This window comes from Streptomyces sp. NRRL S-1022, from assembly GCF_000720135.1.
Taxonomy (GTDB): domain Bacteria; phylum Actinomycetota; class Actinomycetes; order Streptomycetales; family Streptomycetaceae; genus Streptomyces.
In genome coordinates this window covers 20,731-36,040 of the sequence record NZ_JOIU01000041.1, presented here as the reverse complement: position 1 = coordinate 36,040, position 15,310 = coordinate 20,731, and the positions used below count along the sequence as shown (strand labels likewise).

11 protein-coding genes and 1 pseudogene are annotated in these 15,310 nt (G+C 72.1%); 6 read left to right on the top strand and 6 right to left on the bottom strand.

Annotation, left to right across the window (positions count from 1 at the left end):
- Positions 1–56: 56 nt before the first annotated feature.
- The 4 genes from IG05_RS0138150 to IG05_RS0138135 form a co-directional block, all read right to left on the bottom strand.
- On the bottom strand, positions 57–950 hold the full coding sequence (locus IG05_RS0138150; RefSeq protein ID WP_030348710.1) for a hypothetical protein: 894 nt from the start codon (positions 948–950) through the stop codon (positions 57–59).
- A gap of 16 nt (positions 951–966) precedes the next feature.
- Positions 967–2,205 (bottom strand): MFS transporter, encoded by a 1,239-nt coding sequence (locus IG05_RS0138145; protein WP_030348709.1) that lies wholly within the window; start codon positions 2,203–2,205, stop codon positions 967–969.
- 63 nt (positions 2,206–2,268) lie between these two features.
- Entirely contained in the window at positions 2,269–3,555 is a 1,287-nt protein-coding gene (locus IG05_RS0138140) for an aminotransferase class I/II-fold pyridoxal phosphate-dependent enzyme (RefSeq protein WP_030348708.1), read from the bottom strand.
- A 4-nt stretch (positions 3,556–3,559) separates the two neighbouring features.
- Positions 3,560–3,745 (bottom strand): hypothetical protein, encoded by a 186-nt coding sequence (locus IG05_RS0138135; RefSeq protein WP_030348707.1) that lies wholly within the window; start codon positions 3,743–3,745, stop codon positions 3,560–3,562.
- Between the two features lie 204 nt (positions 3,746–3,949).
- On the opposite strand from IG05_RS0138135, the gene IG05_RS0138130 reads away from it, so the two are divergent.
- The 4 genes from IG05_RS0138130 to IG05_RS42845 all read left to right on the top strand — a co-directional run bounded on the left by IG05_RS0138130 (position 3,950) and on the right by IG05_RS42845 (position 8,650).
- Positions 3,950–4,717, top strand: coding sequence for an arylmalonate decarboxylase (locus tag IG05_RS0138130; RefSeq protein ID WP_030348706.1), 768 nt, complete (start codon positions 3,950–3,952; stop codon positions 4,715–4,717).
- Between the two features lie 74 nt (positions 4,718–4,791).
- Positions 4,792–5,547, top strand: coding sequence for an SDR family NAD(P)-dependent oxidoreductase (locus tag IG05_RS0138125; RefSeq protein ID WP_037815540.1), 756 nt, complete (start codon positions 4,792–4,794; stop codon positions 5,545–5,547).
- Between the two features lie 451 nt (positions 5,548–5,998).
- Positions 5,999–6,694: a GAF and ANTAR domain-containing protein gene (locus IG05_RS0138120; RefSeq protein ID WP_030348704.1), complete on the top strand. Its 696-nt coding sequence runs from the start codon at positions 5,999–6,001 to the stop codon at positions 6,692–6,694.
- Between the two features lie 132 nt (positions 6,695–6,826).
- Positions 6,827–8,650, top strand: coding sequence for an ABC transporter ATP-binding protein (locus tag IG05_RS42845; RefSeq protein WP_051790693.1), 1,824 nt, complete (start codon positions 6,827–6,829; stop codon positions 8,648–8,650).
- Between the two features lie 108 nt (positions 8,651–8,758).
- Here IG05_RS42845 and IG05_RS0138110 read toward each other — a convergent pair whose 3' ends face one another.
- Positions 8,759–10,405, bottom strand: coding sequence for a glycoside hydrolase family 27 protein (locus IG05_RS0138110; RefSeq protein WP_030348703.1), 1,647 nt, complete (start codon positions 10,403–10,405; stop codon positions 8,759–8,761).
- Positions 10,406–10,686: 281 nt separating this feature from the next.
- Here IG05_RS0138110 and IG05_RS0138105 point away from each other — a divergent pair, with 281 nt between their 5' ends.
- Positions 10,687–12,333 carry a glycoside hydrolase 43 family protein gene (locus IG05_RS0138105; protein WP_030348702.1) on the top strand — a complete coding sequence of 549 codons (1,647 nt, stop codon included), beginning with the start codon at positions 10,687–10,689 and terminating at the stop codon, positions 12,331–12,333.
- A gap of 75 nt (positions 12,334–12,408) precedes the next feature.
- Positions 12,409–13,830: a non-reducing end alpha-L-arabinofuranosidase family hydrolase gene (locus IG05_RS0138100; RefSeq protein ID WP_030348701.1), complete on the top strand. Its 1,422-nt coding sequence runs from the start codon at positions 12,409–12,411 to the stop codon at positions 13,828–13,830.
- A 635-nt stretch (positions 13,831–14,465) separates the two neighbouring features.
- On the opposite strand, the pseudogene IG05_RS42840 reads toward IG05_RS0138100, so the two are convergent.
- A pseudogene (locus IG05_RS42840) lies at positions 14,466–15,221 on the bottom strand (IS110 family transposase); the annotation flags it as partial.
- Positions 15,222–15,310 lie beyond the last annotated feature (89 nt).

Genomic DNA, 15,310 nt, shown 5'->3' with positions numbered 1-15,310 from the left:
GGAACATTCCGATCCCGCACCCGACCGGCCCGGAGCGTCCGGAGCGTCCGGCTGGGCTACTTCGGGGCCGCCGCCCCGTACCGGACCTCGTTCGCCAGCACCACCCCGTGGCTGGACACGTCGATGACCATCCGGTCGCCGTCCTCGATCCGGAACCCGTCGTGGTACGTGGCCTTGTCCGCGCCGAGGAACAGGTAGTTGACCAGGCCCGGCCGGCGCAGCAGCGGGTGCGAGAACAGGTACTCCGTCATGTCCGGGATCCGCTGGAAGAGGGAGTCGGCGCCGCACGAGAAGCCGCCCTGCCAGGCCGGGGCACCGTCACGTTCGATGGTGACACTGCCGGTGACCTGCTCCGGCGGGGTCCCGAGGAACAGCCACGGCGCGATCGAGGTCTCGCACAGCTTGGCGTACGGCGTCCACGCCCACGGGTTCTTCAGGTGCAGGCCGATGTCGTTCAGGTCGTTGCCGAAGGTGTAGCCGGCGTAGTGCGGGACTCCCTGGTCGTCGTTGGCGTACACGAGGACGACCTCGGGCTCCTCCAGCAGCCAGACCGGGTCGGCCGGGGTGGTCAGCGGCTCGTCGGGCAGCCGCAGCCAGGAACCGAAGCCCTTGATGTAGTAATTCGGCGGGGTGAACTCCTCGTCCGGTTCCGGGGCGCGGTCGAACTTGGAGCGGTGCGTGCCCATGAACCCGTTGATCAGGGCGTTGTCGGAGGCGGTCGGCAGCAGCGGCGGGAGGAACCGCAGGCCGGCGTCGCCGGGATCGACCTCGATGCGGCCGTCCTCGCCGGCCACGGCGGAGCCCAGGTCCTCGGGGCCGCGGCCCGCGACGAGGGCCGCGGCCAGCTGCCCGTCGGCCACCGGGTACAGGGTGAGCGGGCCGCCGGGCACGGGCAGGCCGTGGCCCGCGTACCGCCGGCCCTGGTATTCGCACTCGAAGATGATGGACATGGCTGTCGGGGTCTCCTCAGGAGTGGGCGGATGGGTGGGCGGCCGGGAACCCGTGGGAGCGGGCCGCGAGCACGATGGCGAGGACCGGCACCAGGAGGACCAGCACCGTCCAGGGGAGGGCGTCGGCGCCGACGGCGTCGAGCAGGAGGCCGCCGGCGATGCCGCCGCCGGCCATCGCGACGTTCCACAGGGTCACGAGCATGGCCTGGGCCGCCTCGGCGGCCTCCCCGCCGGCCTGGCCGCCGGCGGTCTGCAGCAGGGTCGGCACCCCGCCCCAGCCCAGTCCCCACAGGGCGGCGGCGGCGTAGACCAGGGCGTCGGTGCCGGAGAAGGCGCCCATGACCGCGACGGCGGCACCGACCAGCAGGGTGCTCGCGACGGTCAGCGCGCGCAGGTGCCGGTGGATGAGGGCGCCGACGGCCCAGATGCCGGCCAGGCACGCGACGCCGAAGACCAGCAGGGCCGCGTCGGTCCGGCCGCCCATGCCGATGTGGTCCAGGTAGGTGGCGATGTAGGCGTACAGCAGGGTGTGGGCCAGGACGAAGACCAGGGTGACGGTCAGCACCGCGGCGACACCCGGCACGCGCAGGGTGCTGCGCACCGGGATCCCGCCGCCGGCCGGCCGGCCGGGGCGGTCGGGTGCCACGGCCGTGATCCACGCGAGCAGCACCACGGTCAGGGCGGTCATCGCGAGGAAGGCGGCCTGCCAGGAGACCACCTGCCCCAGGAAGGTGCCGGCCGGCACGCCCACCGACAGGGCGACGGGGATGCCGGCCATGGCGATCGCGAGGGCGCGGCCCTCCTGGTGCGGGGCCACCATGCGGCGGGCGTAGCCGGCCAGCAGGGCCCAGGCCAGTCCGGCGGCGACCCCGGCGACGAACCGGGCGGCCAGGGTGAGCGGGTAGTTCACCGACAGGGCGGTGACGGTGTTGGCGGCGGCGAAGCCGGCCATGGCGGCCAGCAGCAGGCGCTTGCGGCTCCACGCCGCGGTCGCGGCGGACAGCGGGATGGCCGTGAGCACCGTGCCCAGCGCGTAGACGGTCACCGTCTGGCCGGTGGCCGACTCGCTGGTGTGCAGGCTGGCACTCATGCCGGGCAGCAGCCCGGCGGGCAGGGTCTCGGTGAGACTGGTGATGAACACCGCGACGGCCAGCGCGAGCAGGGCCGCCATCGGCAGCTTCTGCCCGGCCGCCGACGCGGTGCCGGGTGCGGGGACGGGGGCGGCGGTGCCGGTGGACGGCTCGGCGCTGGTCATGACGGTCGCCTTAGATGTGAGGGTCGAGCCCGGCGGGGGAGGATCCTCCGGGGCGGGAACGGCTCAGGCCCGCGCGGTGCGGGCGCCGGTGAGATCGGCCAGCGCGGCGTCGATCTGCTCCAGGTTCCTGCGGATCCAGGGCAGTTCGAGCGGGTCGGCCGCCGCGAGCGCGGCGGTGCGCTGCTCGTCGGCCTCGCCGTACAGGCGGCTGGTGGCGGCCCGGATCCGCAAGGGGTCGCCGTCCTCGCCGAAGGCGCCGGCCGGCAGCAGCCCGATGCCGTGCCGCTCACCGAGGAACCGGACCAGGTCCGCACCGCCGTGCACGTCGTGGACCCGGGCCAGATGGTCCCGCAGCGGTGTGAAGTCCGGGTACAGGTAGCAGGTCGCGCGGACCGGGGCGAGCAGGGCGCCCGCGCCGGTGAACCGGCCGGCGACCGCACGGACCACCCTCTCGTGCAGCCGGCGGCCGGCCGCCACGCGCTCGACGACCTCCGGCGGCTCCCCGAACGCGTACGCGGCGGCGGCCTGCACCGGCGCCGGCGGACTGGACCAGATCTGGCTGGCGACCGACACCAGACGGCCGTGCAGGGCACGCCCGGTGTCGCTGCCGGGCAGCCGGGCCACACCGGTGCGCCAGCCGCCGACGGCCAGGTTCTTGGTGAGCCCGGTGGTGACGACGGTGCGTTCCGGGGCGTGCCGGGCCGGGGACTCGGCGGGCACCGAGGTGTCGTAGACGAGGTCGCAGTAGATCTCGTCGGAGACGATGACGAGGTCCAGCTCCCGGGCCGCCGCCGCGAGCCGGCGCACGGTGGCGGGGGAGGCGACGGCGCCGGTCGGGTTGTCCGGCAGGGTCACCACCACGCACCGGGGGTCCCGGCCGGCCGCCCGCGCCGCGGTGACGGCCGCGCGCAGCCGCTCCGGGTCGGGCACCCCGCCCTCGCCCGGCGCGATCGGCACGGGGACGGGACGGGCTCCCACGAGCCGGGCCTGTGCGGCGTAGCTGACCCAGCTGGGCACGGGTACGACCACGTCCCCGCCGAGCGCGAGCAGCAGCGCGAACAGCAGCGGTTTGCTGCCCGGGCCGGCCACGACGAGCCCGGGATCGGTGGCGAGACCGCGCCGGTCCCAGTACCCGGCGGCGGCGGCGCGCAGCGCCCGGCTGCCGGCCACGGGGCCGTACGCGTTCTCGTCCGCCGCGGCGGCGAGCCGCCGGCGCAGCGCGTCGAGCACGGGCAGGCCGATCTCCCCGCCGGCCATGGGCAGGACCTGTTCCCCGGCCCGTCGCCTGCGGTCCAGGGCCTCGTCGGCGGCCAGGGTCGCCGACATGGGGATGGACGGGGCATCGGACATGCTGTCACTGCCCCCAGTCGCGCAGCTGGACCTCGACCATCTCCAGGGTCAGCCGGCCGTCCGCGACGTCCTCCACGCGGAGGGTCAGCATGCACTCGGGGCAGGACAGCGTCTCGCCCTGGACGACCGGCGGGACGGTCAGTTCGGTCTCGCACTCGGGGCAGGCGCCGGTGAGGGTGGCGCTGGGCATGGATCGACTCCGTTCGACGGGGTGTGGGGCGGTTCACCACCTTCCAACGCGCCGCCGGAATGAGTAAAGGCGGTCCCGTCAATTCTCTGTAGCGGATTGTCAAGAAGTGTCAGGACGGAAAGGAGTTGCAAGTTTGCGCTGGCGGAATGTCAAGTCCGCCGGATTGCCGCGGCCGGTATCCGGAGCGGCAACTAACGTGCCGCCATGGACATTTTCCCGCTGCCCCGGCTCGGGCTCGTCGTACCCCCGGAAAACCCGCTCGCCGAACCGGAGTTCAACCGTCTGATCGGCACCGAGCTGAATGTGTACACCACGCGTTTCCCGCTGACTCCCGGAATGGGCGTGAAGGAAACGATGCTGCGGTACAACGACGTGCTCGCGGACACGCTCGCCACCTTCGGCGGCATGCGCCTGGACGCCTCCGTCGTGGCCTGCAACGCCTCCCACTATCTGCTGGGACCCGACGGCGACCGGGCCTTCGTGGCCGAACTGTCCGAGGCGTTCGGCTATCCCGTGCAGTCGACGACGCAGGCCATCCTCGCGGTGTGCGAGGAACTCGGGATATCCCGCCTGACCCTCGTCTCCCCCTACTGGGACTGGCTCACGGAGACGTCCCGCTCCTTCTGGGAGCAGGCCGGTGTCGCCGTCGACCGCGTCGTCCTCGCCCCGGCCGTCGTGGACCCGAAGGAGCAGGACCACGAGTTCGACCCCTACCGGGTGACGACCAGGACCCTCCTCGGCCGGATCCGCGAGGCCGGCCTGCCCGACGACGGGGCGATCCTGTTCACCGGCACGGGCATGGGCACCCTGGCCGCCCTGGCCGAACTGGACCGCGAGTTCGGCCGCACCACGTTGCTGACGTCCAACCTGGCGGCGGCCTGGTGGGCACGGCGCGCCGTGGGGGCCGCGGGCGCCGAGGTGCACCCCCTGCTGGAGCGGCTGGAGCGCGGCGCCCCGCGCCGGACCCGGTAACCGCCCCGCCCCGCCGCCCCCCTTCCCACCGACCGCACCCACCGTCCGCACCCACCGTCAAGGAGGCGCCCGCCGTGGCCGTCACCAGCGAAGCACTCCCGTCCGATCCCCTAGTGGCCGTGGTGAGCGGCGGCGCGTCCGGCATCGGCGCGGCCGCCGCGGCCGCGCTCACCGCCCGGGGCGTCCGTGTCGCCGCCCTGGACCTGCGACCCGGGGAGGTCGCCGCACCGGCCCTCGGCATCGCCTGCGACGTCTCCGACGACGCGTCCGTCCGCGCCGCCGTCGCCGAGGTCGCCGACCGCTTCGGCCGCATCGACATCGTCGTGAACAACGCGGGCATCGCCGCGCAGGGCGACATCACCGGCAACGACGACGACGAGTGGCGGCGCGTGCTGGACGTGAACGTCGTCGGCATGGTGCGCCTCGCCCGTGCCGCGCTCCCGTACCTGCGGACGTCCCCGGCCGCCGCGATCGTCAACACCTGTTCCGTCTTCGCCTCGATGGGGGTACGGCGGCGCGTCCTCTACTCCGCGTCCAAGGGCGCGGTCCACTCGCTGACCCTGGCCATGGCCGCCGACCACGTCCGGGAGGGCATCCGGGTCAACGCCGTCGCGCCCGGCGCCGTCGACACCCCCTGGATCCGGCGGGTGCTGGCCACGGCCGCCGACCCGCAGGCCGAGCGGGACGCGCTGAACGACCGCCACCCGCTGGGCCGGCTGGCCCGGCCCGAGGAGGTCGGCGAGGCCATCGCCTTCCTGGCCACCGACGCCTCCGGCACCACCGGCACGATCCTCGCCGTCGACGGCGGCATCCACGACCTGCGCCTGTAGCCGCGCCCGCCCGGACCGCCGGCCCCGGCGGTCCGGGCGCCGGCCGGCGATCCCGCAGGTCCCCGCCGGCCGCGCCGGCCGCTGGAACCGCAGCCGCTACGACACCCCGGGCGCGCCCTGGTGCCGCCCGGACCCGGCTTCATGACGGAGCAGCGTGGCGCCGCCGCCCGCCGTCCCCGCCGGCGCCCCGCGGGCCCTCGGCGGGTGAAGCGCAGGCTGGGGGTCTCCGGAAACGCGATGGCCGGGAAGCCCTCGGTACCCGGGCTCCGGCAGTAACCGGTGCCGCTGACCGCGTGCCACACCGGAGCCCCCGGGAAAGGTCCCGGGGGCTCCGGCGCGTCCCGGCGGCGGGACCGGGTACCAGCACGAAGCGGAGTCGGGCGACTGGAAGGGATGCCGCGGGAGGTGACGAGTGGTGGACCGACTCGACCGTCGTCAGTACGCACTGGACATGATCGACTGGCTGCTGGAGACCGCCTCCCTGCGCGAGTTCCTCCAGCACCTGATCGACGATGCGCTCGGTGCCACGGGCGCGGACGGCTGCGGTGTGACACTGCAACGGCGTCAGCGGCCGCTGACCGTGGTGAGCACCGGGGGAGTGGCCGACAAGCTGGACGAGAAGCAGTACGGCCAGGACGACGGGCCCTGCCTGCAGGCCCTGCGCACCGGCGAGGTCGTTCACGTGCCCGACGTCCTGGAGGAGACCCGGTGGGGCTCCTATCCGCGCTTCGCGGCCGGCCTGGGCATCCGCTCCTCGCTGTCCCTGCCGATCCCGGCGCGCACCCACACCGCCGGGGCGCTGAACTTCTACGCCGCCGACCCCGGAGCCTTCTCGGAGGGCGACCGGCGGACGCTGGCCCTGATCGCCGCGCAGGCCGGCGGCGGTATCGCGCTGGCCCAGCGGCTGGCCGACGCCGAGGAGTTCACCCGTGACCTGCAGACCGCGCTCGCGTCCCGCAGCGTCGTCGACCAGGCCATCGGGAGCGTCATGCAGCAACAGCAGTGCACCGCGGAAGAGGCGTTCGACCTGCTGCGCCGGCTGTCCCAGGAGACCAACCTCAAGCTCCGGGACGTCTGCACACGACTGCTGACCGGCATCGCCGGCCGCCCGCCCGCCGAGCGGCCGCCCCTGCGGCCCCGCCCCTGACGCCCGGAACGCCGGGCGCGCCGACGAGCCGCCCGCCGCGTTCTGTCCGGTTCTCGCCGGTCCGCGGTAAATGCCTGGACCGGGAAACTCCACAGAGGGGAGACTGCCCACCTCCGAACCTCCGGGAGTGTGATGGGGACAACACAGACGCGGGGTCCGGCGCCGGGCAGGAGCGCCGTCGTCCTGGCACTGCGCCGCTACGGCCGGGAACTGGTGCGGCTACGGCGGCTGACCCTCCCCGCGCTGCTGCTGCCGGCCGTGGGCAACATCGGCATCCGCTACATCGCCCCCCTGCTGATCGCCAAACTGGCGGGACAGGCCGCGGGCGACGGCGGTCTCACCCTCGCCGAGGCGCTGCCGTACGTGCTGGGCTTCGGCGCGACGCTGCTGCTCGCCGAGGCCGTGTGGCGGGTCGGGCAGCACTGCCTGAACCGCGTGGACGCCTTGGGCATGGAACACCTGTACGTCAGCGGCATGGACGAACTCCTGGCCAAGGACGCGGCGTTCTTCCACGACAACTTCGCCGGCTCGCTGACCAAACGGGTGCTCAGCTTCGGCAAGCGCTTCGAGGACTTCGTCGACACCGTGACGTACCGGATCGTGGGCAGTCTCGTCCCGCTGCTGTTCGGTTCCGTGGTGCTGTGGAGCTACGAACCGATGCTCGTCGTCGGTCTCCTCGTGATGATCGCGCTGACCGTGGTGGCCGCGACACCCCTGATCCGTCGCCGGCAGCGGCTCGTCAACGAGCGTGAGGCGGCGATCGCCCGGGTCTCCGGCCACGTCGCCGACAGCCTCATGAACATGGAGACCATCCGGGCGTTCGCGGCGGAGCGGCGGGAGGCCGACGAACACCGCCGCCGTGTCGCGGACTCCCGGCACCTGACGCTCAGGTCGTGGGACTACGGCAACCTGCGCGTCGACACCCTGGTCGCCCCCATGTCCGTGCTGACCAGCGTGCTGGGACTGCTGGTCGCCATCGCCTTCGGCGGCCCGGGCCGGGGAGTCGAGGAGATCGTCGTCAGCTTCACCTACTACTCCAACGCCACCCAGATCATGTTCGAGTTCAACCAGATCTACCGGCGTCTGGAAAGCTCGATGACCGAGGCCGCGCAGTTCACGGAACTGCTGCTGGACCCGCCCACCGTGCTCGACCCGGCGGCCCCCGAACCGCTCGCGCCGCGGGACACGGGCATCCGCTTCGAGGCGGTGACCTTCGCCCACGCCGGTGCGAAGCCGATCTTCCAGGGACTGGACCTGGACGTGCCCGCGGGCGCCCGGATCGGACTGGTCGGCAGGTCGGGCGGCGGCAAGACCACGCTCACCCGGCTCCTGCTGCGGATGTCGGACATCGACGGCGGACGCATCCTGATCGGCGGCCAGGACATCAGCCGGCTGCGCCAGGCCGACCTGCGCTCACTGATGGCCTACGTCCCGCAGGAACCGGCCATGTTCCACCGCAGCCTGCGGGACAACATCGCCTTCGCCCGGCCCGGCGCCACCGACGAGGAGATCCACGCGGCGGCCGAGGCCGCGCACGTCACCGAGTTCGCCGACCAGCTCCCCGACGGGTTCGCCACCCTGGTGGGGGAGCGGGGAGTCAAACTCTCCGGTGGCCAGCGCCAGCGCGTCGCCCTCGCCCGGGCCATCCTGCGCGACGCCCCGGTCCTGCTGCTCGACGAGGCGACCAGCGCGCTGGACTCGGAGAGCGAACTCCTCGTCCAGGACGCCCTGTGGCGGTTGATGGAGGGACGCACGGCCCTCGTGGTCGCCCACCGCCTGAGCACCGTCGCCGGCATGGACCGCCTCGTCGTCCTCGACCGCGGACGCGTGGTCGAGCAGGGCACCCACGAGGACCTGCTCGCGGCGGACGGCGCTTACGCCAGGCTGTGGCAGCACCAGTCCGGCGGCTTCCTCGGCGAGAGCGCCGAGCCGGCCCTCGAACGCCCGGTCGCGTGAGCCGGCCCGGGCGGTAAGCCCGGACCGGCCGGCACGGCACCGGACGGGAGCCGCAGGACGTCGCCGCCCGCACGTGCGCGCACCGGCCGGGTGTGAAGCGGGCCTCGGTCAGGCGCGGGTCCACCTCTGGCCGGCCTGGCCGTTGCAGCTCCACAGGACCAGCGGGGTCCTGTCGGCGGTGCCGGCCCCGCCGGCGTCGAGGCAGAGCCCGGCGTGGACGTTGCGGATCGACCCGTCGGAGCCGAGGGTCCACTTCTGGTTGTCCTGGCCGTTGCAGGGCCAGGTGATGACACGGGTGCCGTTGGTGGTGCCCTGGTCGTAGGCGTCCAGGCACTTGTCGCCGTAGACGCGGATCTCGCCGCCCGCCCACGTGGTCCACAGCTGGTTGGCGGCCGTGTGGCAGTCCCAGAGCAGTGCGGTGGCCCCGGCGGCGGTGGAGGCGTTGTCCACGTCGGCGCAGCGGCCCGACCCGCTGCCCCGCAGACGTGAGGTGGTGGCGGCCAGCGGGGTGCCACCGGTCACCCGGAACACGGCCACGCCATGCGCGGGGACGCTCGCGGAGATCTGCCCGGACGTGCTCGACGTGCCGCCGGACCACAGGTCCGTGAGGGTGAACGACCCACCGGACAGGCCCACTTGAGCGGCCGTCGTGGTGACCGTCGCGGTGCCGCCGCCCCGGTTGAACAGGCCCACCGCGACCGAGCCGTCGGACAGGGGCTTGGCGAACACCTCGGTGTTCCCGTCGTCGCGCACCCGGCGTCCGCCCGCGCCCAGCGCATCCTGGTTCACCGCCAGCAGACGGGGATTGCGCAGGATCGCGCTCACGTCCGCGGACATGGTGCGGATGTCGTTGCCGGCCATGAGCGGGGCGCCCAGCAGCGCCCACAGGGCGAAGTGCGAGCGGGATTCGGTCAGTGACAGGCCGGGGCGGCCGACGACCAGCATGTCGGGGTCGTTCCAGTGCCCAGGGCCGGACTGCGCCGCGAGCGGCGCGGTGACGTCCAGGACGTTGCCGACGCCCATCGGATAGCTGTTGGTGTTGCCGTTCTGCCAGACGTCGAGCAGGTCCTCGGTCGTCCGCCACAGGTCGGCGACCGCGCCCCAGTCGTAGGTGGCTCCGGTGATGGCGTGCAGGCTGTTGGGGTTGATGCTGTAGACGATGGGCCGCCCGGTGGCGCGCAGGGCGTCGCGCATGAGCGTGAACCGTGCGACCTGCTCGTCACGGGTACCGCTCGATGAACACCAGTCGTACTTGAGGTAGTCGACGCCCCACGAGGCGAACGTCTTCGCGTCCTGGGCCTCGTGGCCTCTGCTGCCGGTGGACCCCGGGTAGCCGCCCGTGGCCTGCGCGCAGGTGCGTTCCCCCGGCACCTGGTAGATGCCGAACTTCAGCCCCTTGCCGTGGATGTAGTCCCCGAGCGCCTTCATCCCGCTCGGGAACTTGGCCGGATCGGCCCGCAGGCTGCCCGCTGGGTCGCGCTGCGGGTCGAACCAGCAGTCGTCGACCACGACGTACCGGTAGCCGGCGTCCCGCATGCCCGAGGACACCATCGCGTCGGCGGCCTGGCGCACCTGGGCCTCGGTGATCCCGCACCCGAAGCTGTTCCAGCTGTTCCACCCCAGCGGCGGGGTGAGCGCCGGGCTGCCCGGCGCGGCCGTGGCGGGGGAGTGGGCGGAGGCCGTCACGGACGCGGCGACCGTCAGCACGGCGGTCGCGAGGAGGCGGAGCAGTCGTCCGCCTGATCGTCTGGGCACCTGGGGCTCCTTTTCCCGGGGACATCCGGAGAGGGTCCGAAATTTCGGACGCCATTCGGAAAATCGTGGTGCCCCGGATACTAGGGAGGCGACCCGCCGTGTCAACACCATCCGCGAACCCGGCCCGTTCTCGCGCCAACGAGCTGCATCCAGGGGCGAATGTTTCGACGCGAACGGCGAATCATGCGTGAACTATTGACGCCGTTCAGCGGTTCCCTATCATCCACATTGCTCGATACCTCGACGCTTGTTCGATATGACGGACAGGGAGTACGCCGTACATGGATATGTCATGGCCGCATCAACCCTTTCCCCGTCGTCGCGCGCTGACGGCCGCCACCGGCCTCGCCGTCGGCGCGGTTCTGCCGCCGACGGGCGCCTCCCGCGCCGCGGCCGCTCCCGCCCAGGGGCCGGCCCACGCCGCCGCCGGGGCGTACACGAACCCGGTGATCTGGCAGGACTTCGCGGACATCGACGTCATCCGCGTCGCGGACACCTACTACGCCTCGGCCTCGACCATGCACTACTCGCCGGGTGCGCCCGTCCTGCGCTCGTACGACCTGGTGCACTGGGAGATCGCCGGCCACTCGGTGCCGGTACTGGACTTCGGAGCCAAGTACGACCTGAACGGGGCCCGCGGCTACGTCCGGGGAATCTGGGCGTCGTCGCTGGCCTACCGTCCGAGCAACAGGACGTTCTACTGGCTGGGCCAGATCGACTTCGCCCGGACGTACCTCTACACCGCGACGGCCGTCGAGGGGCCGTGGAACCGGCTGACGACGATCAGCACGCCCTACTACGACGCGGGACTGCTGGTCGACAGCGACGACACCCTGTACGTGGCGTACGGCAACACCACGATCAGCGTCGCCCAGCTCTCCCCCGACGGCCGCACCCAGATCCGCACGCAGCCGGTGTTCACGGCCCCGTCGAGCGTCGGCACCCTGGAGGGCTCCCGCTTCTACAAGATCAACGGGAAGTACTACATCTTCCTGACCCGCCCCGCGAACGGGCAGTACGTTCTGAAATCGTCCGGTGGCCCCTTCGGTCCGTACACGCTGCGGCAGGTGCTCCTCGACCTGCGCGGGCCGGTCCCCGGTGGTGGAGTCCCGCACCAGGGCGGGCTGGTGCAGACGCAGAGCGGCGCCTGGTACTACCTGGCCTTCGTCGACGCCTACCCCGGCGGCCGGGTGCCCGCGCTGGCGCCGGTCACCTGGACCGCGGACGGCTGGCCCGTCGTGCAACTGGTGAACGGCGCCTGGGGCACGTCGTATCCCAGCCCGGCCGTACCCCCGCCGCCCCGCCAGGTCACCCCCATGACCGGCGTCGACACCTTCGACGGCGCATCCCTCGCACCGAGGTGGGAGTGGAACCACAACCCGGACGACACCAAGTGGTCGGCCGGCAGCGGTCTGACCCTGCGGACCGCGACGGTCACCGACGACCTGTACGGGGCCCGCAACACCCTCACGCATCGCATCCAAGGCCCTTCCTCCACCGCCACGGTCGAGCTCGACCACTCCGGGATGCGGGACGGCGACCGGGCCGGACTCGCACTGCTGCGTGACTCCTCCGCCTGGATCGGCCTCAAACGCGACGGGGGAGCCACTCGGGTCGTGATGGTCGGCGGGCTGACCATGGACGGCAACTGGAACACCACCGGCACCGGCTACGAGCTCGCGAGCGCGGCCGTTGCCGGCAGCCGTATCCGGCTGCGCGCCGGCGCGGACATCCGCCCAGGCGCGGCACGCCCGGGGACGTTCTCCTACAGCACCGACGGCACCACCTTCACCCGCCTCGGACCCGAGTTCTCCCTGGGCAACGACTGGCGGTTCTTCATGGGCTACCGGTTCGCCCTCTTCAACCACGCCACCCAGGCGCTCGGCGGCTCGGTCCGCGTCACGCGGTTCGAACTGGCCACGCCCTGAAGCCGGACAGGCCGGTGCCTGTCGCAGCAGCCCGAAGCCCGGTGAAACCGCTCACTCAAGGATGACGAGGTTCTCATGCGCAGACGAAGTTTCAGCCGCAGGCATGTGTCCGTGGTGTTCACCGCTGCGGTCGCGGCCCTGGTGGCGTTGGCGGCGATGCTCGTCGCCGGCCCGGCTCAGGCGGCCACCAGCGGGGCCTTGCGCGGCGTCGGTTCCGGCCGGTGTCTCGATGTGCCGAACGCCGGCCAGACCGACGGCACGTACCTGCAGATCTGGGACTGCTCGGGCGGGACCAACCAGCAGTGGACGCTGACGGACGGCAACCAGCTGACCGTGTACGGCAACAAGTGCCTGGATGTTCCGGGCCACGCCACCGCGGCTGGCACCCGGGTACAGATCTGGTCCTGCAGCGGCGGCGCGAACCAGCAGTGGCGAGTGAACTCCGACGGGACGATCGTCGGCGTGGAGTCCGGGCTGTGCCTGGACGTCACCGGCTCCGGTACGGCCAACGGCACGGCGGTGGAGATCTGGACGTGCACCGGCAGCAGCAACCAGAAGTGGTCCGGCCTGTCCGCGACCCCGCCGGGAGGCGGCACGTGTTCTCTTCCGTCGACGTACCGGTGGTCGTCGACGGGTGCGTTGGCGCAGCCGGCGAACGGGTGGGTCGCGCTGAAGGACTTCACCAACGTGACGTACAACGGCAAGCACCTGGTCTACGCGTCGAACGTGTCGGGATCGTCGTACGGCTCGATGATGTTCCGCCCCTTCACCAACTGGTCGGACATGGCCTCGGCCGGGCAGGCCGGGATGAGCCAGTCCGCGGTGGCGCCCACGCTGTTCTACTTCGCGCCCAAGAACATCTGGGTGCTGGCGTACCAGTGGGGTGCGTGGCCCTTCATCTACCGCACGTCGAGCGACCCCACCAACCCCAACGGCTGGTCCGCACCGCAGCCGCTGTTCACCGGCGGCATCCCAGACGCCGCCCCGATCGACCAGACCCTGATCGCCGACGGCCAGAACATGTACCTGTTCTTCGCCGGTGACAACGGCAAGATCTACCGGGCGAGCATGCCGATCGGGAACTTCCCGGGCAACTTCGGCTCGTCGTACACGACGGTCATGAGCGACACGGTGAAGAACCTGTTCGAGGCGCCGCAGGTCTACAAGGTCCAGGGCCAGAACCAGTACCTCATGATCGTCGAGGCGCGGGGTGCGAATGAGCAGCGCTACTTCCGCTCGTTCACGGCGTCCAGCCTGAGCGGTTCGTGGACCCCGCAGGCGGCCGGCGAGAGCAACCCCTTCGCGGGCAAGGCCAACAGCGGTGCCACCTGGACCAACGACATCAGCCACGGTGACCTGGTCCGCAACAACCCCGACCAGACCATGACCATCGACCCCTGCAACCTGCAGTTCCTCTACCAGGGCAAGTCCCCCACCGCGAGCGGCCCCTACGACCAACTGCCGTGGCGGCCGGGTGTCCTCACCCTGCAGCGCTGACCCGCCTGACCCACGGTGAGCGCGATGGGGTGCTCACCCCCCGGGGAACCCCGGCCGTGCACCGGCCGGGGTTGCGCCGGGCCGGCGGACACCGGGACGCCACGCCCCGCACCCGCCCACCGTGGTGAGGCGTGCTCCGCCGCGCTGCGTGGGGTCCCCACACCGGTGCGTCGGGCCTGGCGGAGCCCGTCCGTCACGGCCGGGCCGAGCGCGGTCTTCCGCCTGGTCAGACCCGCACAGTCGCATCCCGAACACCCTGCAATACCGCTTCGACGGGCCAGAAGACGCTCCGGTCCTGATCCTGGGTCCCTCACTGGGCACCACCTGGCACAGGTTGTAGAGACCGTCCGTGGGCGTCCAGCCAGTCCAAGACGACCGCGTACTACCAGGTCAGGGCATTCTGGTCCGGGGGAGTCGACGCAGTCGGTGATAGGGGTGTGCGAGCGGAGTGCGACGAGAAGCCCCGCGGGTGCGGCCTGGCGGGGCTTCCGAACAGGAGGGTTACAACGCTGGTGCGGGCGGCTTTGCACTCGGTTGTCCTCTTGGGAGCCACCCGAAGCCAGGGCACAGCGACGGCACGCGTTATACGGCCGATGCGCAACACGCGCCCCAGGGACTTGGTGCGATCAACCAAGTCACGTCCGTTTGCTGTCGCAAAGTCTAGCGTCTCCTGATGTGGCTCCCGAGGCCAGCCTGGAGTCGTCCTGCACAGGCTGGCCCTCACTGCGGCAGGCCCAAGGGGAGCAGCGGGCGGCTCGCAAGCCGGGGTTGTGGACGCTCACCACGCTGTCCAGGGCCTTGACCAGGGCCTGGTGCTCGGCGGTCAGCTCCTTGACCCGTCGGGCAAGGCTTTTCAGCGCGGTGAGGACAGCGGTGTGGACCGCGCCACCGGCCGGCCGCAGCCGGGCCAGGGCGTCGGTGCGGTCCGTTCCTTTGAGGTGGCCGTACTTCGCCCGGTCGGTCTCGGGAGCGGTGATGAGGATGCTGCCGATCTGGTTCAGGGCGGCGGTGCGGGGCTTCACCGCGGAACGGGCGCCGTTGTGCAGGGCGCGTATGCCGGCGACGGTGTCGTCCTTGGGGGCGCTGGAGGCGCGTCCGGACAGGGCCGCGCGGGCGGCGGCGTAGGCGTCGATGGGGTCGGACTTGCCGATGCGGCGGCGTTCGGCCCGGTCGGGCCGGTTGACCTCGACGACGTGCTGCCCGTGTGACACCGCGACGCGGGTGAAGCCGGCTCCGTAGGAGGAGGTGCCTTCCACGCCGATCGCGATCACGTGGCCGTGTGCGTTCAGGAAGGCCAGGGCCGCGGCATATCCGGCGGTGGTGGTGGTGAACTCGGCGTCCGCCAGGTGGCCGCCGTTGCCGCTGATGACCGCGACGGGGAGGGTGTCGGCATGGGAGTCGACCGCCGAACACCTCCTGGTCCGCTGTGTCCTGTGCCGCCGCCAATGTCATGCTGATGGTGCCTTCCTTGGTGGAGGTG